The sequence below is a fragment of the Marinobacterium aestuarii genome, from assembly GCF_001651805.1.
Taxonomy (GTDB): domain Bacteria; phylum Pseudomonadota; class Gammaproteobacteria; order Pseudomonadales; family Balneatricaceae; genus Marinobacterium_A; species Marinobacterium_A aestuarii.
Map to the genome: position 1 here is coordinate 2,242,898 of NZ_CP015839.1, position 19,751 is coordinate 2,262,648.

At 60.0% G+C, this 19,751-nt stretch carries 20 protein-coding genes and 1 pseudogene; 11 read left to right on the plus strand and 10 right to left on the minus strand.

Annotated elements, in window-relative coordinates:
- Positions 1–71 precede the first annotated feature (71 nt).
- From A8C75_RS09870 to A8C75_RS09890, 5 genes are all read right to left on the minus strand, one after another.
- Complete coding sequence (locus tag A8C75_RS09870) at positions 72–638, minus strand: phage tail protein (protein ID WP_067381416.1); 567 nt, start codon at positions 636–638, stop codon at positions 72–74.
- A gap of 91 nt (positions 639–729) precedes the next feature.
- Positions 730–1,314 carry a GNAT family N-acetyltransferase gene (locus tag A8C75_RS09875; RefSeq protein WP_067381419.1) on the minus strand — a complete coding sequence of 195 codons (585 nt, stop codon included), beginning with the start codon at positions 1,312–1,314 and terminating at the stop codon, positions 730–732.
- 171 nt (positions 1,315–1,485) lie between these two features.
- Positions 1,486–3,582 carry a site-2 protease family protein gene (locus tag A8C75_RS09880; RefSeq protein WP_193788193.1) on the minus strand — a complete coding sequence of 699 codons (2,097 nt, stop codon included), beginning with the start codon at positions 3,580–3,582 and terminating at the stop codon, positions 1,486–1,488.
- Positions 3,583–4,902 (minus strand): efflux RND transporter periplasmic adaptor subunit, encoded by a 1,320-nt coding sequence (locus tag A8C75_RS09885; protein WP_067381423.1) that lies wholly within the window; start codon positions 4,900–4,902, stop codon positions 3,583–3,585.
- Complete coding sequence (locus A8C75_RS09890; RefSeq protein ID WP_067381426.1) at positions 4,899–5,684, minus strand: efflux RND transporter periplasmic adaptor subunit; 786 nt, start codon at positions 5,682–5,684, stop codon at positions 4,899–4,901. Before A8C75_RS09890 ends, A8C75_RS09885 begins: the two co-directional genes overlap by 4 nt.
- Before the next feature lie 318 nt (positions 5,685–6,002).
- Between A8C75_RS09890 and A8C75_RS09895 the strand changes: the two genes are divergently transcribed.
- Entirely contained in the window at positions 6,003–6,662 is a 660-nt protein-coding gene (locus A8C75_RS09895; protein WP_067381429.1) for an SGNH/GDSL hydrolase family protein, read from the plus strand.
- Complete coding sequence (locus A8C75_RS09900; RefSeq protein ID WP_067381432.1) at positions 6,659–7,126, plus strand: GNAT family N-acetyltransferase; 468 nt, start codon at positions 6,659–6,661, stop codon at positions 7,124–7,126. Before A8C75_RS09895 ends, A8C75_RS09900 begins: the two co-directional genes overlap by 4 nt.
- A 188-nt stretch (positions 7,127–7,314) precedes the next feature.
- Here the strand turns inward: A8C75_RS09900 and A8C75_RS09905 are convergent, their stop codons facing one another.
- Positions 7,315–7,755, minus strand: a complete 441-nt coding sequence (locus A8C75_RS09905) for a TetR/AcrR family transcriptional regulator C-terminal domain-containing protein (protein WP_335623200.1) — start codon at positions 7,753–7,755, stop codon at positions 7,315–7,317.
- Between the two features lie 280 nt (positions 7,756–8,035).
- Between A8C75_RS09905 and A8C75_RS09910 the strand changes: the two genes are divergently transcribed.
- From A8C75_RS09910 to gdhA, 9 genes are all read left to right on the plus strand, one after another.
- Positions 8,036–8,401 carry a SpoIIAA family protein gene (locus A8C75_RS09910; protein ID WP_067290143.1) on the plus strand — a complete coding sequence of 122 codons (366 nt, stop codon included), beginning with the start codon at positions 8,036–8,038 and terminating at the stop codon, positions 8,399–8,401.
- Positions 8,402–8,447: 46 nt separating this feature from the next.
- A complete protein-coding gene (locus A8C75_RS09915; RefSeq protein WP_067381438.1) occupies positions 8,448–8,891 on the plus strand; it encodes a VOC family protein in 444 nt (147 codons plus the stop codon).
- 153 nt (positions 8,892–9,044) lie between these two features.
- Complete coding sequence (locus A8C75_RS09920) at positions 9,045–9,365, plus strand: hypothetical protein (protein ID WP_067381442.1); 321 nt, start codon at positions 9,045–9,047, stop codon at positions 9,363–9,365.
- Positions 9,366–9,538: 173 nt separating this feature from the next.
- Positions 9,539–10,831: an MFS transporter gene (locus tag A8C75_RS09925; RefSeq protein WP_084783934.1), complete on the plus strand. Its 1,293-nt coding sequence runs from the start codon at positions 9,539–9,541 to the stop codon at positions 10,829–10,831.
- Between the two features lie 48 nt (positions 10,832–10,879).
- On the plus strand, positions 10,880–11,824 hold the full coding sequence (locus A8C75_RS09930) for a LysR family transcriptional regulator (RefSeq protein ID WP_067381445.1): 945 nt from the start codon (positions 10,880–10,882) through the stop codon (positions 11,822–11,824).
- Positions 11,825–12,418: 594 nt separating this feature from the next.
- Positions 12,419–13,123, plus strand: a complete 705-nt coding sequence (locus tag A8C75_RS09935) for an NAD(P)H-dependent oxidoreductase (protein ID WP_067381448.1) — start codon at positions 12,419–12,421, stop codon at positions 13,121–13,123.
- Between the two features lie 63 nt (positions 13,124–13,186).
- Positions 13,187–13,441, plus strand: a complete 255-nt coding sequence (locus tag A8C75_RS09940; RefSeq protein WP_067381451.1) for a zinc-binding dehydrogenase — start codon at positions 13,187–13,189, stop codon at positions 13,439–13,441.
- Positions 13,442–13,498: 57 nt separating this feature from the next.
- Positions 13,499–13,660, plus strand: a complete 162-nt coding sequence (locus A8C75_RS23015) for a putative quinol monooxygenase (protein WP_157890258.1) — start codon at positions 13,499–13,501, stop codon at positions 13,658–13,660.
- 333 nt (positions 13,661–13,993) lie between these two features.
- Positions 13,994–15,346, plus strand: coding sequence for an NADP-specific glutamate dehydrogenase (gene gdhA, locus A8C75_RS09945; protein WP_067381454.1), 1,353 nt, complete (start codon positions 13,994–13,996; stop codon positions 15,344–15,346).
- Positions 15,347–15,355: 9 nt separating this feature from the next.
- Here the strand turns inward: gdhA and A8C75_RS09950 are convergent.
- From A8C75_RS09950 to A8C75_RS09965, 4 genes and pseudogenes are all read right to left on the minus strand, one after another.
- A pseudogene (locus A8C75_RS09950) lies at positions 15,356–15,727 on the minus strand (dicarboxylate/amino acid:cation symporter); the annotation flags it as partial.
- 26 nt (positions 15,728–15,753) lie between these two features.
- Positions 15,754–16,782 carry a TAXI family TRAP transporter solute-binding subunit gene (locus A8C75_RS09955; protein WP_067381460.1) on the minus strand — a complete coding sequence of 343 codons (1,029 nt, stop codon included), beginning with the start codon at positions 16,780–16,782 and terminating at the stop codon, positions 15,754–15,756.
- A gap of 101 nt (positions 16,783–16,883) precedes the next feature.
- Positions 16,884–18,776 carry a TRAP transporter permease gene (locus A8C75_RS09960; RefSeq protein WP_084783942.1) on the minus strand — a complete coding sequence of 631 codons (1,893 nt, stop codon included), beginning with the start codon at positions 18,774–18,776 and terminating at the stop codon, positions 16,884–16,886.
- Between the two features lie 119 nt (positions 18,777–18,895).
- Positions 18,896–19,687, minus strand: a complete 792-nt coding sequence (locus A8C75_RS09965; protein ID WP_067381466.1) for a helix-turn-helix domain-containing protein — start codon at positions 19,685–19,687, stop codon at positions 18,896–18,898.
- Positions 19,688–19,751 lie beyond the last annotated feature (64 nt).

Below are 19,751 nucleotides of genomic sequence, written 5' to 3' on the forward strand. Positions count from 1 at the left end.
GATGTCTTTGGGTGTTGAATACCTGCTGTACCGCCAGTCCTGCCCAGTGACAGGATTGGCGGCGCGGGTCATCAGTTACGCGAAGGGTAGAGGCCTTGCAGTGCGATGATGAAGTTGCTGCCCAGAAAGGGATTGCGGATCTGTACAGGTTGGCTGCCGCCTGTCGGCTGCACCGTCACGGGGTTGTTAAAGGGTTCCAGTGTAGTGTTGGGCGTTTCGGTGCTGTAAAGGGCGCCGGGTCGACCTGAGTTGCTGGCCGGTCCCAGTACGGTGTTGGTAGCCGGTGCCGGGGTCGTATCGGAGCTGGTGCTGTTGGCCGGAATGGCAATGCTTGCCTGGGCCTGGTGGCTGTGAGATGGCAGTTGGGCTTGTTGCAGAGTCACGGACTCAGTGCCGCCTGTTTTTCCCTGAATGATAGTCTCGAGTCCAGGGCCATGGCCGGCCCCGACCGGGCTGCGTCCGCGCAGGTCGGGCAGGGCGAAAGTGGTGACACCGTCGCCGCCGTACTGGGTGCCAAGCAACGAAAACAGCGAGGTATTTTGGGAAATGGGCAATAGCTGACCGTCACACTTGGCCCAGCCGCGGGGGGCAAAGTCAAAACCGGCCAGGCGGATTTCGCCGATAAAGGGTTCACTCATTATTATTCTCCTTGTCGTGCTTATTGTGTACGGGCGTTCAGAGGTGCCCGTACTCCGTTGCCACTATGGCAATTTTGTGTTGTTCCAGACCTTAGTTTGGCCGCGCCGCTACGCGCTCCGCAGAGGGGAGGCTAAGTGGCATGTTTTGATCCGGCCAGAGTTTGGGGAGCGTTACATCGGCGAAACGGTCTGTGGTTGCCGACCGGGGAGGCCGCTGCATTTCCAGATAAACGCCCTTGTCGGCGATGATGCCAAAGCCCAGGCGCAGGTAAAGGCGCAACGCCGGATTGTGTGATTCAACATGAAGTTTGACGGCAAGGCCGCAGGTATCGGTGCGGGCCAGCAGCTCATTGAGCAACCGGCTCCCCAGGCCTGCACCACGCTGTTCGGGCAGCAGGGCGATATCGATCAGTTGCACGGAGGCCTGGTCCCACAAGAGATAAAGCCGGCCAATTGGCTGGTCGTGGCGTTCGATCAGCCAGAAATCTGCGTTGGGGAAATGGTCCTGGTAGTAGCGTGACTGCAGCAAAAACTGCTGTTGCAAAAAGGCATTGATCGCCGATACTTCCCAGCCAAAGGCGGACAGTTCTGTGGTGCGGGTGGAGGCGTAGAGGCGCTGAAGAAAGGCGTGATCTATGGCTTGTTGCGCACGAATTTGGTAGTCAGAGCTGGGCACAGATAAGCATCCTTGACAATCGTGTGGTTGCTGCGTCCGGCTGCAACCTATATAGCGTGGGATCAGATTACTCTATCGAGGCATCTTGTCAAGCAAGACATTGCCCGTCGATATCGGCCGGTAATGCGGGAACCTTGGTGTCCAGCTTTGCCGTTTGGGTGTCAGTTTTGCTCAGAATCCGCTCTCCCGTATGCCCAGTGCTGCCAGGCGGCGCCAGAGAGTGCCCAGTATGGATTCCTGGCGTCCCTGCAATACCACCAGGCCGCGCAGCGGTTGCGCCGGCAGTGCCTGTTCATCTTCCAGTGCCAGGCTCACTCCATACTGTGCCTGCAAAGGCTGAGCGCGTTGCTGGGCATCGCGGCGCACGGCAATGGGGCCTGAGTGATCCGAGGCCAGTGACTCTATATCCAGATAGGCTGTGCCGGTGGCACTGATGTATGTCAGGCGCACTTTCAGTGCCGGGCGCAGCGGGTCATCGGCGATGAAGCGCCCCCTGGCGCCGGTTTCAACGCGCCACAGGGATTCTTCCGGCAGGTAGCCGCGCAGACGTATCTGCTGTTCTACCACCTGCGCCAGCGGCTGTTCGGGCATCAGCCAGCGCCCTGCTGCTGGATCCCGCAGCAGGTCCCGAATGACGCCGGCGTGGGGCGCACGCAGCAGCAGCCGCTCGCGTTGTGCGGCCAGGCCGCGGTATTCGGCCAGTGACTCGGCCAGCTGCTGTTCGAGCACGGCGGCGTCAGCGGCGGTTTCGCTGCGCCCGGACTGGCGCCGCAGTTGCAGCTGCAGGATGCGTATCTGGTTGTGCACTATGGCCTGGCGGGCATCGAGGTCCGGCGACTCGAGTTCCAGCAGCAGGTCGCCGGCCTGCACTTGTTGACCATCGCTGACCATAAGCTGCTTCAGACGTGCCGGCATAGGTGGGTGCAGGGCACTGGCCCGCGTGGCATCCAGTACGGCCGGGACTTCAACGGCACTGCGCCAGGGCACCAGCAGCAGGGCCAGACCCGTCAGCAGCAGGGCGGCGATGAACAGCCGCCGTCCGGGGTGGGCCTGGCGGCGGCGTTGCCACCATTCGCCCATTTCCCGCCCGATAGGCAGGCCAATGAACCAGGCCAGTTCCAGCAGCATCAGGACGCTGCCCAGCAGCTTGAAAAACAGGTGATAGACGATCAATGCTATGGCAAAAAACAGTGCCGCCCGCCAGAGCCAGGCGCAGTATCCCCAGGTCAGCAGTCGGCGGTAGAGCGAGGCTGACCAGGGTTCCGGCATCGGCTCTTTGTAGCCGAATAGGGCTTCGCGCAGGCGCCAGCGGCACAGGGCAAAGGCCCGCTGCTGCAGGTTTTCCACCCGCCACAGGTCGCTGAGCAGGTAGTAGCCGTCAAAGCGCAGGAAGGGATTGAGGTTCACCACCAGGGTGGTCAGCCAGGTGGCGCTGGCGAGCATGAAAGCGGCCGTGCGGGCGGGGCCGTCCGGCAGCAGTGACCAGGCCAGCAGGGCTATGGCCGCCAGCAGCAGTTCGGCGAGCATGCCGCCGGCGCCGATCAGCAGGCGCGAGCGGCGGTCATTTACCCGCCAGGCATCACTGACATCGGTATAGAAGAGCGGAAACAGCACCATAAAGGCCAGCCCCATGCTTTGTACCCGACAGCCGGCGCGCTTGGCCATGTAAGCGTGGCCGAATTCGTGGCACAGTTTGGCGAATACCAGCGCCAGGCCAAAGGCCAGGGCGCCACCGAGGCTGAACAGGTGCGGGAAGGTGGCCAGAAATCGTTGCCAGTCCCGCGCTACCAGAAAGAGCCCCAGGCCAAGGACCAGCGGCAGGCCGATGCGCAGCAGCCCTGGGCCCTGGCGTTCAAGCCAGGGCCAGGTGCGGTTGAGGAAGGCATCCGGGCGCCACAGTGGAATGCGAAAGAACAGATACTGGTGCAATAGTCGCTGCCACAGACTCTGTTGCCGTGCGGCGGCCTTGGTGGCGTAGCTGGCGCGCTGTTCGGCATCGAGTGCGGCAATCAGATCGTGATCCCGCAGAAAGCGCAGCAGCTGTTGCAGATCCGTTTCGCCCAGTGCTATGCCGGGCTGTGCATTGGCGGCCTTGAGAACGCGCTGCGGATCCCCCAGCGCCCAGTGGCGCAGCAGTCTTAGCGCCGTGCCGCCGAGCTTGAAGTAGCGCCCGCGCAAGGGGTCGGCCAGGGTCCATTGCGGCGAGCCGTCGAGCGCGTTGGCGGCGGGGGACAGTTGCAGGTCAGGGCGCAGCGCCGGTAGCATCATTTACAGTCCCAGCCCCTGACGCAGCGCGGCCAGCGGGCGACGCAGAAGATAGAGTACCAGGGGCACGCGCTGACCGAAGAGTTTGGCCGTGCCGCGCAGTCCGATACGCGGAGCGGTGGCGACAAAGCCTGCATCCAGCCGGTAGGCCAGCTGGCCCGCCGCGCTGGTCTGGGCCTCGTAGGCCAGGCGCTGCAGCCTGGCCGCATGACGATTCAGTGGGTCGCTGTCCAGAAACAGGGCGACCTCGGCGCCCTGTGTCAGGTCGATGGCATCGGCTACGGCCAGCTCTATACGCAGCTCTGCCTGGCCCGGGTCGGCGATATCCATCAGGCGCTGGCCGGTTTGCACCGGCTTGCCGCTCCAGCGTTCGGCATCGGCGAATACCGCGATGCCGTCGCGCTCGGACCGTACTTCGCTGCGGGCGAGGAGCGCCTGTGCATAGTCCCGTTCGGCGCGCTTTTGCTCCACTCTGGCGGCCAGCAGGTCGAGCCGCGCCTTGGCGTCGGTATCGGAGAAAGCGCGCTGGGCGTTGCTTTTCAGCTCGGCCTCGGCCACGTCCAGGCTGCGCGCCGCGACATCGGCCTGGGCGCGCAGCGAGGTGGCATCAAAGCGCAGCAATAGTTCGCCGCGTTTGACCGGTTGATTGGGTTTGACCAGAAATTCGGCGATCACGCCATCCAGCGGTGCCGTGACGACGCGACCGTTGAGGGGGACCACTTCGGCCGGCGCTAGCACCGACTGGCGCACCGGCACTGCCAGCAACAGGGCGGCGGCCAGCGCAAGCAGCAGAATCTTGCGTCTGGGCCAGCGCAACCGCCAGGGCGTGCGAGGTTGCAGCGCGAGCCAGGCGTGACTGTAGCAATCGCCCAGTTGGGCCAGAATGGCCTGTTCGGCATGGCTCCAGGGCTGCTCGCGGGCGATCCAGAGGCCGCCAAAGAGCACTTGCTGTCGATCGAGCAAGGGTAGCCAGAAGACCGCGCTGGCCGACAGGCTCTGACAGTCGGCACGGGTCTGTTCGCTCAGGGCTGCAGTATCAACCTGCTGCGCCTGGGTCGCCATGCCTAGTTCCTGCAGCTCAAGCGCGGCGCGTTCGACAAAGGCGACGAAGGGCGCATGGGGCTCGACCTGGCTGATGCCGGTCACCGCCTGGGTGCGTCCGGCGATCAGCAAGGCTGCATGACGGTAGCCGAACAGTGCCTGGGCATCGTTGACCAGGCTATAGGCCAAGCTGTTGATATCCACGGCGGCGCGGGTCTGGCTTTGCAGTGCCAGCAGCTGGGCGAAGACGCGTTCGGTGGGGTCCGGTACTCTGGCGCTCATGGTGCTTCCAGAAAGCGCGCGCTGCCACTCATGCCGGCCAGCAGGCCTGCAGCATCCGGTGGCAGGGTGCCGATCAGCAGCAGGGTCTGACTGCCCTCATCAATGCGTGCGCCCAGGCGTTTGACCTCAACCGCAAGGGGCTGTCCCGTTTCATCCGGCACAAATTCAAATCGCTGTCCCGGGTGCAGCCAGCCCAGCCAGTTCGAGGGCACCAGCAGCTGTACTTCCAGGGTGCGGTTGTCGACGATGCCCAGCAGAGGCGTACCGCCGGAGACACTTTCGTGCGGTTGTACCTGGCGCTGCACGACCTGACCATCAAAGGGAGCGCTGACGGTACAGCGACGCACCTGCACTTGATAGACCCTGGCTTCGGCCTGGGCCTGGGCCTGGCGGGCTTCGGCCAGTGCGACTTCGAAGCGGCCGACGGAGTTAAACGACGCCAGCTGCTTCTTGTGGTTGAGTTCTTCGCGCGCGGCCCGCACCGCCGCCTGGGCGGCATTCAGCTGGGCCTGGTAGGCGCTGCAATCGAAGCGTACCAGCACGGCGTCTTTTTTGAATGCCTGGCCATCGGTGTAGGGCATCTCGATGATGCGCCCGGCCAGTTCACTCGACAGTACCGCCTGGTCGCGGGCACGCAGAACGCCGCGCGCTCTGCGCTCGCTTGTGTTCTGGGTCTGAATGGGGATATCGAGCAGAGGGTCGTCGGATTGTGTCGCGGCCGTTCCGTGGCCGGCATACAGAAGGCACAAGAGCGCACAGATCGGGCTGATGTTTCGCTGCATTTGCGTTCCCTGCAAGATAAACGATGGCAGCAGTGTAAAGGAGACAGGCCCGGGGGTAAATCGCAGGCTGCAGATAGCGCGGGCCCGGAAGCGGCGGGCTGCTACAGGGCTGGGCGACCCCGGCGGTATTGATTTTTATGGCGTAAAGTACGGCTGTGTGTGGGTGCTTTAGTGCCGTGCAGGCGGGAAATACGGGTATATTAAGCCGGCTCTTGATGCCTCCGCTGCCTTGTCTGCTCGGGGGCTGATATGGGGACTCGAATTCCGGGCAATAGGTGTCTGTCGACTACACTGTGCTGATTTCGCAGGAGGCTTTGGGTGCATCAAATTCTGGTTTATGCCGACTCCCTGAGTTGGGGCATTATCCCCGATACACGGCAACGCTTTCGCTTTGATCAGCGCTGGCCGGGCGTCATGGAACTGGCGCTGGCAAGCGCAGGGATGCCGGTGCGGGTGATCGAGAACTGTCTTAACGGGCGTCGTACCGTATGGGAAGACCCGTTCAAGGCTGGGCGCAACGGTCTGCAGGGGCTTGATAGCTGTATCGAAATGAACTCGCCGCTCTCGCTGGTCATCCTGCTACTGGGCACCAACGATTTCCAGTCCATGCACGGGTATAACGCCTGGCACTCGGCCCAGGGCCTGGGTGCGCTCATCAGTGCCATTCGTGGCGCCCCCATTGAACCCGGCATGCCGGTGCCACCGATTCTGATGGTTGCACCGCCACCCCTGCAAAAGGCCAAAGGCGCTATAGCGCCAAAATTCGAGGGCTGCGAAAGTCGGGCGCTTGGTCTCACGGCGGCGATTGAGGCGCTCGCCCGGGAGCGTGCTTGTCAGTTTTTCGATGCGGGGTCCGTCACGCCGACCAGCCGCGTGGATGGCGTACATCTGGACGAAGATCAGCATCGCCGCCTCGGCGAGGCACTGGCCCGTACTGTGAACACCCTGTTACTCCAAGAGCAGAACAAGACGGCATGATTATTCGCAACTATAGAGCGGCAGATTGTCGCGCTATCGCCGATCTGTTTCACGCGGCGGTACACGCACTCGATGACAGGGACTACAGCGCGGCAGAGCGGGAGGCCTGGGCGCCCACACCGCCGGACTATGCCGCCTGGCAGCTGCGCCTTGAGCAGCGACAGCCCTGGGTGGCCGATTACGTTGGCCGGGTTGTCGGCTTTATCGAGCTGGAGCCAGACGGGCATATCGACTGTCTTTATGTGCATCCTGAGTATCAACGCCAGGGTATTGCCGGTCGACTGCTAGAACACCTGATGCAGGAGACCAGCAATTTTGGCATTACGCAGCTGCATGTCGAGGCGAGCAAACCCGCCCGAGCATTTTTCGAAGCCCACGGCTTTGAGCTGCAGGCACAGAATAACGTCAGTCGTCGCGGCCAGACGCTGATCAATTACCGCATGCATAGGCGGGATATAGCCTAGCAGCCTGTCGGGCTTACCACTGATCTACTGCGGAAAAGCCGATTTTGGTCATGTTTCGTGCTCTTTTTTGTTAAATAGAACCACTATTTGCCTAAAAAGAGCTCAAAAACTGCCTCAAAACGGACTTTCCCTCGCTACGATCGGCCAAGTCCGACAGGCTGCTAGGAGGCTGTCCGGCAATTCTCAACCTACTGCGATTCCGCGTAATGACTCAGGAAGATTGCGGCGGTGCGTTCGGCCAGGTCGTGGCGTTGCTCGGCGTCCAGCAGGGGTGTTATCTGCATTAACTGTGGCCAGAAGCAGCTGCCTTTTATCAGGCTATGGATCTGTGCGCTGGCGACCTCGATATCCAGATCCTTCAGGCGCTTATCCGCGTGGGCGGCACGAATCCAGCGTTTTGCGGCTGTTTCGTGGGCGGAGAATTTCTGCACTTCGCGTTGCAACAGGTCCGGTTGGTAGAAAAAGTGGCCAAAAACCACACGATTCAGCTCGATGGACTCGGTTGCGCCGATCATCGCAATCTCTGCTTCGATAACGGCACACAGCTGCTCGGACAGGGGTCTGTGTGTGTCGTAGGAAAGTCCTATCGGAAGCGTCGCCTGGCGCCACATCTCGCTAATCAGGTGCATGATGAGCGCTTCCGTGCTCCCAAAATGGTTATAGACCGTACGCTTGGAGACCTGCGCCATGCGAGCGAGCATATCCATGTCTGGTGGCGAGAAGAGATGGCGCCTGATGAGTCGCTGCTGGTACAGCAGCCCTGATGGGCGGCTGTCATTTGCCTGGCCGCAGGGTACGGGCGTTATTCGGAGCCTGTTTGGGTGCTCTATGCCGCCGGTTGCAAAGAGCCTGACCCTCTATACTGCAGTCAGGCAGCGTCGCTGCCGGCACTTCAGGAGGGACGCAATCATGTTCAGGATTGATGTAACCGCACCGGATCGTATTGATATCGAGCTTGCCGGTAAGCTGAACAGTGAAGAGATGCGGGTGGCGCTGGATGACTTGGTCAGCAAAACCAAAGATATCAAGCATGGCCGCATGCTGTACCGAATCAGTGATTTTGATTTTCCGACGCTCGGTGCCATAGGCGTTGAGCTGTCGCGCCTGCCGTCGCTGTTTGGGCTGATTCACCGGTTCGACCGTGCGGCGGTGCTGTCGGACAAAAAGTGGATTCAGCGCATGAGCGAGTTTGAAGGCCATCTGTTTCCCGGGCTTGAGATCAAGGCCTTTGATTACGATGAAGTGGCCGCGGCGGAAGCCTGGCTGGCCCGTTAAGATGGGGTATTCCTGTTGCTGAATACCAATGCTATGGAGCGTCTGGATGAAACCACGCATTAGCCTGATAACCCTGGGTGTCGATGACCTGGAAGAAGCCGTGGCCTTTTACCGTGATGGTTTGGGGCTGGCCACCGAAGGTATTGTCGGCGCCGAGTTTGAGGCCGGCGCCGTGGCCTTTTTCGATCTGCAAACCGGGCTCAAGCTGGGGCTTTTCCCGCGCAAAAACCTGGCGCGGGATGCCGGTCTGACAGCGGGTGACAGGGCGACTGCACTCTCGCGTGGCGCGCCGGAATTCAGTCTTGCGCACAATGTAGGTTCAAAGGCGGAGGTCGATCAGGTGATGGCACAGGCTGCAACGGCCGGCGCCCGTATATTGAAACCGGCAGAGGACACCTTCTGGGGTGGCTACGCCGGTTATTTTCAGGACCCCGATGCTCATCTGTGGGAGGTCGCCTGGAATCCGCACTGGCCTGATCCCGATGAGTGATTTCTGATACCGGCCTTAAGTTCAAGCGCCGCTGGCGGGAATAGACCTGTACAGTGGCGTCTGCTGGGTTTTCCTCTACTGAATATTGCTGTGCGGAGCTTAACCCGCAGAGGTTAAAGCCTTGCACTGATCAATTACACAGGGAAATGGACAGTGAGTGAATTAGCGCAGGTGGCGAGCGATACCAGCCGCAGGGGCATACTGCTGTGTTTGCTGGCGATGCTGGTGTTTGCCGGCCAGGATGCCATTGTCAAAATGCTGATACAGGACATGGCGGTATCCCAGCTGTTGCTGGTGCGCTACTGGGCATTTACAGTCTTCGCCCTGATTTATGCGCACTATAACGGCGGGCTCATGAAGGCGGCGCGCTCGGCGCATCCGCGGCTGCAACTGCTGCGCTCCCTGCTGGGGGCATCGGTGGTCATTCTCAGCGGTCTTTATGCCATGAGCATAGGCCGGTCTCGCACGCCCTGATAGTCAGGTTTCACTTCCTAAACATCAGCGGTTTGTAGCGGCCATCGCAGTTTTGGTTGTGTTGCCTGGGCAGGCTATCTGCGGGTATGGATGTGACTGGCTGCGGTTATTCAGTACCATACCCAGCGCGGGTGTGGCGCCGCGCTGTTTTCGGTCTGTTTGCAGGGATTTAAATGACGTCCAATTCGCTTTTCAAACACCGTACCTTTATGCGTTTCTGGATCGGTCAGATGGCGTCGTCGCTGGCGTTCCAGATGCTGATGGTGGGGCTCGGCTGGCAGATCTACAACCTCACCGACAGCGCCCTGAGTCTCGGGCTGGTGGGCCTGGCGCGTTATCTGCCCCAGCTGGTGCTGACGCTTTATGCCGGTCACGTGGCCGATAACAACGACCGCCACAGGATCATGATGCAGTGTCGGCTGGTACTGACCCTGAGTATCGCGGTGCTGGCTGTGACCAGTGTGCTGGGCATTATCAGCCCGGCGATTATCTACGGCTGCTGCGTGGTGATGGGCACGGCGAGGGCGTTCGAGATGCCGGCGACCCAGGCCATGGTGCCCAATATCGTCGGCGCGGATCTGCTGGCGCCAGCACTGACCTGGACGGCCTCGGGGCGTGAGGCCACCACCATCGTCGGGCCTGCGCTCGGCGGTGTGATTTATATCTTCGGTGCCGGCGCGCTCTACGGCTCCAGTACGCTGCTGTGCCTGCTCTCGGCGGTTATTCTGGCGAATCTGCGCTATCGCCATGAAGCGCGCAAGAAGCAGCCGGTGACCCTAGACTCCATGCTGGGCGGGCTGCGCTTTACCTGGAATAATCCGGTGATCTTCGGGTCTATATCGCTGGATATGCTGGCCGTGCTGGTGGGGAGCGCCACAGCGCTGATGCCGATCGTCGCCCGTGACATCCTGGAAACCGGGCCCTGGGGTCTGGGGCTGTTGCGCAGTGCGCCGGCCGTGGGCGCTGTGCTGATGTCGGTTTACCTGGCCTGGCGCCCGGTGAAACGTACCGTGGGCGTGAAGATGTTTATTGCCGTGGCGATATTCGGCTGCATGACCATCGTATTTGGCCTGTCGGAAATGCTGTGGCTGTCGATCCTGTCGCTGCTGATTATGGGCGCCGCCGATATGGTGAGCGTGGTGATCCGCTCGACACTGGTGCAGCTCGAAACTCCGGATGAAATGCGTGGCCGTGTCAGCGCCGTCAATTCGATTTTCATCAGCACCTCCAACCAGCTGGGCGAGTTCGAGTCCGGCGTTATGGCGGCCTGGCTGGGAGTAGTGCCGGCGATCATTGTCGGCGGTGTGGGTACTCTGGGTGTGGTGGCGCTCTGGGTGTACTGGTTCCCCAGCCTTGTGAAACGGGATTATCTTGATATGCGCCCGGTGCCCTCGGGTACGAACGGTGCCAAAGGCAACGGCGGAGAATCCGGCAGCAAGGCCAGGGAAAGCTCAGCCGGAGTCTGACGGATGTGAAGCTTGTACCAGACCAAGGCGTGACACTGGAGTGAACATTTGTCTTTTGATTTGAAGAACCTGGAGCTGTTTGTTCGCGTAGCCTCACTCGGAGTCATTGGCCGGGCAGGGGCCGAGTTCAATCTGTCCGCGACCAACACGACGCAGCGACTCAAAGCGCTGGAAGAGGAGCTCGGGGTCAAGCTGCTCAACCGCACGACGCGGGCGGTGTCCCTGACGCCGGATGGCGAGCTCTTGCTGGAGCATGCCAAACGCATTCTCGATGAGGTTGAGGCCGCCCGTAACCTACTGTCGCAAACCACCCAACGGATCTCGGGGTCACTGCGGGTAACGGCTTCAGCCTCTTTTGGGCGCTCCCATATAGTGCCATTCGTGCCGGAATTCCTGCGCCTGTACCCCGGTGTGACGCTGGATCTGCATCTCACCGATACGGTGGTGGATATCGTTGAGATGGGGGTCGATCTGGCCTTTCGTATCGGTGACCTGGCGCCGTCCAGCCTGCTGGCGCGCAAGATCGATGACAACCCGCTGGCACTGGTGGCATCGCCGGACTATCTCGCCCGACGTGGGCACCCCAAAGTACCCCAGGACCTGGCCGAGCATGCCTGTCTGCCCCTGGGGGATACCCGTGCCTGGAAGCTGATTGCAGCGGATGGAACCCTGCACGAGGTCAAAGTGTCGGGGCCTGTGTCGGTCAACCTGGGGGAGGCGCTGGGTGAATGGGTGCTGGCGGGGATGGGTATTGGCCTGGCGTCCTTGTGGTATGCAGGGCCCGATATTGCAGCGGGCCGTCTGGTGCCGGTGCTGCCGGAGTACCGTGTCTGGCCCGAGGCGAAAATCTGGGCCGTGCGCCCGCCCGGTCGCATTATGGCGGCGCGGGTGAAGGCGTTTCTGGATTTCATGCAGGCGCGGATTGTCGAAACCAATGCGAGTCGGTACGCCAGTCTGCTCGATGAGAGCGGTGCCATCCGCCGCGCGGACTAGAGCATTTTCATCTTACATCGACCCATTGCGATGGTTAAGACGAGATTAGGGGGGGCTGTGTTGGAGCCTGTGCAGGCTAGGGTATCGGAGCGGTTTGATGGCTCATGTTGCGCCTTGCTGGCGCGTTACTTTCATTGCTCGTGCAAAGAAAGTAACCAAAGAAAGCACGCCCCGATGAAGCCTATTCGCTGCGCTCTGAGATCATTCGGCGGGCTGCGCTGACGGTACATCCATGTACCTCATCGCAGGCGCATCAGTCCCTGTTGCGCCCCTTCGGGCCTGATCGCCGAATGACCTCAGTGCTCGCCGGCTTCATAAGGGGGAACAAGAGCCACTCTGATGTTTCGAGCACTTTCATCTTACCTCGCCCCATATCCGGCGACCTCGAAGTATGGAAACACTCAAAAAACCTCGATCGACAGATAAGTGTTTCGTGAAAATGCTCTAGTCCAATAACCGCAGGATTATCCCGATCTTTGGGCGATAGCCAGGGGCTATTATTCCGTCTGGCAGGATAATGTTTTCGGGTTTTGCTCGATAGTGCTGTGTCCTTTGGGTGGATATTCTGTGCTCATCAACTACGGAGCACTCACCATGACTCAGCAAACCGCCACATCCGATATCCAGGACCTGATCGTTCAGGCGTTTAACTTCCGGCATGCCACCAAGGTGTTTGACGCCGATCGCAAGATTGATGACAGCGAATTTGAAACCATTCTCCAGTCTGCCCGCCTGTCGCCGAGCTCCTTTGGCATGGAGCCCTGGCATCTGCTGATTGTGCAGAATCCGGCCAAGCGCGAACTGTTCCGCGACTTTGCCTGGGGTGCCAACGGTGCCTTCAACGGTTCCGCCGGCCAGTTGGGTACCGCCAGTCATTTTGCCATTCTGCTCGCCCATACCGGCGCCACCATGACGCACCACTCCGACTACCTGCAAAAGCACATGAAAGACGTGAAGCAGCTGCCGGATGATGTGATCGGGTTTATCAATGGCGCCTACCAGAAATTCCAGCAGCAGGATTTCCATATCGAAGGCGATCGCCAGATTACCGACTGGTCGGCCCGTCAGGCCTATATCCCCTTGGCCAATATGATGACCACGGCTGCGCTGATGGGCATCGATTCCTGCCCGATTGAAGGCTTTGAAATGGACAAGACCAGCGCCGTGCTGGCGGAGCATTTTGATATAGATCCGGCCATCTATCAGCCGGCGGTGATGCTGGCCTTTGGCTACCGTGCTGATGCACCGGCGCATCCCAAGACTCGTCGCGCGCTGGATCAGATGGTGACCTGGGCCTGATCAGGCAGAAGTCTGTCGACTTGCAAGGGGCTGATCTCGTCCATCGTCGAGTGCGAAGGCGGCGTGGATCTGTCTGCACTGCAGGGCAAGTCCGCAGGTTTCATTTGGGAGCTGATGTTTACCCGTTCCATGTTTGGTACCCAGGATATAGCCCGTCAGCAGGATATTCTGACCCAGCTGGCCGCGCTGGTGGATGCCGGGCGTATTCGCACCACTCTGGGTGCAACCCTAGAAGGCTTCAGTGTCGAGACCCTCAAGGAGGCACACCGTCGCAGCGAAAGCGGCAAGACCATCGGCAAGATCGCCATCAAGTATTAAGGAGAAGGCCAATGACATTCCCCATTCAGATGGTTGTGACCCTGCATGCGTCACCGGATGCAAAAGCCCAACACGGGCGGTGACTTAGTGGTGCTTGAAGGCTGGCGCGACGCTGCGGCGCTGCAGTCCCACGGTGCTTCGGCGCATTTCCAGGCATTCATCACCGCCTTCAGCAAAGATGAGCTACAGATGTCGGTTCAGCTGCTTAAAACAGTCTGATTCCGAGCCAAAAAAGACGGGCGCTCCTTGAAGGGAGCGCCCGTTTTTGTATCGCATTCAACCGCAGTGTTGGCACTCAGTGCCTGATCACGAATCACGAATCACGAATCATGAATCACAAATCACAAATCACAAATCACAAATCACAAATCACAAATCACAAATCACCCCGTCACCCCGTCACCCCGTCACCCCGGCAATGGGACAGTCCTGTGCAACTTCAGAGGCATCGACGCTTGGCATGACTGTTGGGCAGTAAGAACGTGTCACAATTGTTACCAAAAGTGTTGCTGTGATAGTCTCTTGCTCCTAAATTTTCAGCGTAGGCGCCGCATGACTCACGTTCACGACACTATTGAAAAGCTGCAGAAAAGTAGCCCTGCCCAGGCTGAGTTTTATCAGGCCGTGGAAGAAGTGCTGGACTCACTGCAGCCGGTTCTGGAAACCGAAAAGCGGTATCGCAGCCACGCCATTATCGAGCGACTGGTCGAGCCTGAGCGGCAGATCATGTTCCGTGTGCCCTGGATGGACGATCAGGGCATGGTGCAGGTTAACAAGGGCTATCGTATTGAGTTCAACTCAGCGCTGGGGCCTTACAAGGGCGGCCTGCGTTTCCATCCCAGTGTTAATGCCGGCATCATCAAGTTTCTGGGCTTCGAACAGATCTTCAAGAACGCTCTGACCGGGCTGCCGATTGGCGGGGGCAAGGGCGGGGCGAACTTCAATCCCAAGGGGCGTTCGGATGCGGAGATCATGCGGTTCTGCCAGTCGTTCATGAACGAGCTGTACCGGCACCTGGGGCCTAACACCGATGTGCCGGCCGGCGATATCGGTGTTGGCGCGCGGGAAATTGGTTACATGTTTGGCCAGTACAAGCGCCTGACCGGCCGCTATGAAGGTGTATTGACCGGCAAGAGTCTGCTCTGGGGCGGCTCCCTGGTGCGCAAGGAAGCGACCGGCTATGGCTGCGTTTACTTTGCACAGCACATGCTGCAGGACCGGGAGCAGGATCTGATCGGCAAGACCTGCCTGGTTTCCGGTGCCGGCAACGTCGCCATCTATACCATCGAAAAGCTCTACCAGCTGGGTGCGTTGCCCGTTACCTGTTCCGACTCCACCGGCACGCTGCACCATCCCCAGGGCATCGACCTGGATTGCCTGAAAAGGCTCAAGGAAGGCCGCAAGGCAGGCCTGGCTGAGTACCTTCAGGAGCATCCGCAAGCCGAGTTTATTCCGCTCAGTGATTATCCGGCGGATGGTCATGCTGTTTGGCGAATTTCAGGCCAGGTTGCCTTTCCCTGCGCCACCCAGAACGAACTGACCCTGGCCGATGCCGAGGCCCTGGTCGCCAATGGTTGTCTGGCGGTGTCGGAAGGCGCCAACATGCCCAGCACTCAGGAGGCGGTGGATGTTTTCCTGGCCGCCAACGTCAGCTTTGGTCCCGGCAAGGCCGCCAACGCCGGTGGTGTCGCCACCAGTCAGCTGGAAATGGCCCAGAACGCGAGCATGCAGAGCTGGACATTCGAGGAAGTCGATCGGCGCCTGCAGCAGATCATGGCCGGTATTTACCAGCGCACGCGGGATACGGCGCAGGCCTATGGCCAGCCGGGCAACCTGGTGCTGGGCGCCAATATCAGCGGCTTTGTACGCTTGGCCGATGCAATGATCGAACAGGGGCTCGTTTAACCTCCGGGCTTAGCGCCGTGCCTGAGCCGTTGGGCTATCGCCGATCTCATCGGGTGACAGTGTGAGCGTGCGGCGGCCATCAAGGCGCTCAAGCAAGGCGGCGTTGGCACAGTTGCCCATCACGTTAAGGGCGGTACGCAGGCCATCGGTGAAACGGTCGACCCCGGCCACTACCGCAACGCCTTCCAGGGGCAGGCCGGCAGCGCCCAGTACTGTGGTCATCGCCACCAGACCTGCGCCCGGTACACCGGCGGTGGAAAAGCTCACCAGCAAGCCGGTGGTGAAGACCGTAATCACCAGCGAGCTGGTGATGTCGATGTTGAACAGCTGGGCGACAAAGAGGGCATTGAAACCCTGCAGTACCGCCGCGCCGTCATGCTTGAGCGCGGTGCCAGTGCCACGGTACCTTAGCGTGCGGTCAGTTCGTCAGCAATTTCAATACCGACTTCACGGTAGTAGCGTGCGGCCCCGGGGTGCAGTGGCAGGTTGAGATCTACAAGGGCATTGTCCAGGGTAATATTGCCCAGTAATTTGGTCTGCTCAGCACGCTGGCCGATATTCTCCCAGAAGGTTTTTGTCATTTTATAAATGGTATCTTCCGATACCTCCTGATTGGTGACGATACCGACGGTGACGCTCACGGTACTGATATCCCCGGCAGTGACCTGATTTTCGCCATAAACGCCAGCGGGGATTTTGCCCAGCCGGTACCCGGGACGCTGGATCAGTGTCTGCAACCCGCTGATATTGCTGGTGTCCTGGGGAAGCCCCAGCAACCTGATGCTGTTTGTCATCACGACCTGGCTTATGGCCGGGCTCGGCGGCAGGGTGGGGTTAAAGTAGACATCAATATGGCCGTCCTGGAAGCTTTGGGCGGCGGCATCCCAGCCCAGGCTGACGACCTTGTAGTCTTCGTCAGGCTTGAATCCCGTCATGGCCTCAATGATCATGCGTGACGTCTGGTAGGCCACGCCCCCGGGAGGGCCGAGGAACACACGCTTGTCTTTCAGGTCCTTGAACTCCTCTATGCCTGAGTCGGCGAAGGTCGCTATATGGTAGTAGCCCATCGGGAAGTTGAAGATCGCCCGCAGTTTTTCTGACTGTTTACCGACCCCCTTGGCCTTGGCGAATGGGCCTGTTTCGGTCTTCATCAAATGATGCAGGTTGGGGGAAGACATGAAGAACTGCGATTTGTCCATGGCGGTTTCTACCGCATGGCGAGTTGCCGCGCCGGTGGCATTCACCTGAATACTGTATTCCGGCAGTTTCTCATTGATGATATTGGCAAAGGTGTTCATCACCACATAGGGGGAAGTGCCGGGCCCCAGGGTCGACATCCGCAAATTTTCCGTGGCCTGGGAAGGCATGGCGACAGCCAGTGATACCGCGGCGGTTGCCGCCAGGCCAAGAGTTTTCTGATATAGCGTATTAAGCATATTGTGTACCTTCTTTTTATCGTGATGTTGCTTGGTTGCGGTAATATTTTGAAAATGGCGGGCGCACTTGGGACCGCCTTTTCCAGGTTCGTTAAGTCGCTTCAGATTTTATCGGGCTGTACCAATGAACGGTTATTCGCCGTGCATCGAATACGGTAGAACACTTCAATTCCCAGGCTCAGTAGCAGGGCCGTTATCTGCAGGCTCAGCATGGGCATGATCAGGCAAACGGCAGTGGCAATACTGAACAGTGTCCAGAGAGTGCTGCGCCCGGCCATGGCCGCCAGCATCCAGATTGCAAAACCCAGGCGCAGCATGATCCAGCAGAACTCGGTAACCGAAAAATCGGCGATCAGCAGCAGTGACGGGTTAAAGGCGAAGGCAAAGGGCACCAGAAAGCCGATCAGTGCCAGGCGCACCGCTGTCAGGCTGATACCCATTGGGTTGGCCTTGGCGATTGAGGCCGCAGCAAAGGCTGCCAGGGCTACCGGGGGCGTTATGGCGGACATGACCGCGAAGTACACCACGAACAGGTGCGCCGCCACTGTGGGCACGCCAAGCGCTTCGACTGCAGGCCCCATCACCAGAATGATGATCAGGTACGCCGGGACGGTCGGCATGCCCATGCCCATGACCAGGCAGGCGAGTGCCATTAACAGCAAAGACATGAGCAGGGAGCCGTCGGACAGGGTCTGAGCCAGGGCGGCGAAGCGCAGGCCCAGGCCGGTGAGGTTCATAACGCCGACAATGATGCCCACGGCTCCGACCGCGACCAGGATGGTTGCGCTGGCGGATGCGGCACTGGCTACCGCGTTGCGCAGGGTTGTCAGTGAGCGAACCTTGGGGTTGATGCCAAGGCCCAGAACCAGGGCGATAACGGTGGCCCAGAATCCGGCCAGGGCCGGTGATTTACCGTCCATGAGCATGGCGACAATGGTGACCAGTGGTACAGCGAAGATGGACAGCATCAGCCAGTCGTGGCGAGTCATGCGCGGCAGAGAGTCGCGATCCGGGCGCTCGATGCCGGCACGGCGTGCTTCGGCGGAAATGCAGGCGAAGAGGCTGCCGTAGTAGAGAGCTGCCGGGATCAGGGCGGCCAGGCATATCTGCAGGTACGGGATGCCGGTCAGGTCGGACATGATAAAGGCCACAGCGCCCATGATGGGGGGCATAATCTGCCCGCCGCTGGACGCCGCCGTTTCCACTGCACCGGCAAAGCGGGCCGAAAAGCCGCTGCGCTTGATCATCGGAATGGTTACCACACCGGTGCCCACCACGTTGGCAACGGCAGAACCGGAGACGGAGCCAAAAAGCGCACTCGCCAGGACTGCGGCATGGGCCGAGCCGCCGCGCAGCCAGCCCAGGCTGCGCATGGCCAGTTTCAGCAGGACGTCGCCAGCGCCGAGCACTTCCAACAGGGCGCCAAAGATGATGAATATAATGATGGTGCTGACGACCACGGCCAGGGGACGGCCGAAAACGCCGTCGAAACTGTACCAGAGGGTGAATGTCATGTCCGGCCAGCTAACGCCGGTATGGCTGAGAATGCCGCCGAGTTGCTCACCGTAGAGGCCGTAACCCATCGCGATGGCGCAGACCAGCACCAGCGGCAGGCCGACCTTGCGGCGTGCCATTTCCAGCACCACGACCAGGGCGCCGATGCCGAGCCAGACGTCGATCGGCTCGAGAAAATAGAGGCCGGTTTCCAGGGATTGGGCGATGAGCGCGTAGCGTGCGAGGGCGGCCAGCAGCAGGGCACAGAGCGCAATATCCACGATCAGCTTGATGGGTGTCGTTGCAGGTCCCGGGCGGCTCAGCAGGAGCAGAATACCCAGCGCAAGACCACCGACCCTCACCAGGGTGTCGTCGTAGATACCGAAGCGGGCAGTATAGAAAGTGCCGACGATCAGGATGGTCGCCAGCAGCAGGAACAGGCCATGGCGCAGCAACCGGGCCCAACGCAGTAAAGTCGTGTCTGGATTTATCGTTATCATTAGGCAACCTTTAGGCTACAGACGAGCTTGAGTGATATACGGCTTCACTCTAGGGGCTTGAGGTAAACTTTTACAGACAGGTTTTCACCAGGTGAAAATGTCTGTGTGCGCCGCTCGTTTCAGTACAGACCGTTCTGTTCAAACAGCTCTGCCAGCTTGTCAGCACCGGGTTTGAGTTGCCGGTAGAAGTTGTCTTCACTGTCCAGGGCAGCGGCCGATTTCATCCAGACAAAGGAAAGGCAGGCCTGAATGTCGTCCCGCACAATAATCGGCAGCGCTATGGCGCTGAACTCTTCCAGGGTGTCGGCGGGCAAACTCATGACGCTGGGATCGCGTATGCCATAACCGCGCTCACGCACTTCCTGCAGGATGCGTTCGATGTAGCTGCTGTCCGCCGCCAATCGTCCTTCTTCGCCACCCTGTTCACGAATACGCCTGAGGATAGATTCCCGTCGGCGGGGATCACAGTAGGCGAGATAGGTGCGCCCGATGGCGGACTTGAGCATGCTGGGCTTGTAGCCGATCACTTCCCGGTTCAATACAAAGGGACTGCGCGAGCGCGAGGTTTCGATGATTGCCATGCCTTCGCCATCAAACACGGATATATCGCAGGGCCAGTGCAGTCGTTGTTGCAGTTGCTCCAGTACGGGCGCCGCAACCTGGGCGATGGCATCGTGGATATGCACTTGCTCTGCGAGCTCATGCAGTTTGTATGCCAGGCGGTAAAGGCGATCGCCCATGCCCCTGAAGATCCAGCCTTCCTGGTCGAGTGTGGCCAAAATGCGCAGCAGTGTGGCCCGGTCAATGCCCGTCGCCTGATGCAAGTCACCGAGGCTGACGGGGCCTGGCGCTGCGTTGATAGCATTGAGTACGGTCAGTCCCCGGGCCAGTGCGCGTATCTGTTTCGTCATTCCAGGTCTCCAGTATTTCACCTGGTGAAAGGCTGGATTGTTTCATCACCTCTGTCAATGGAAA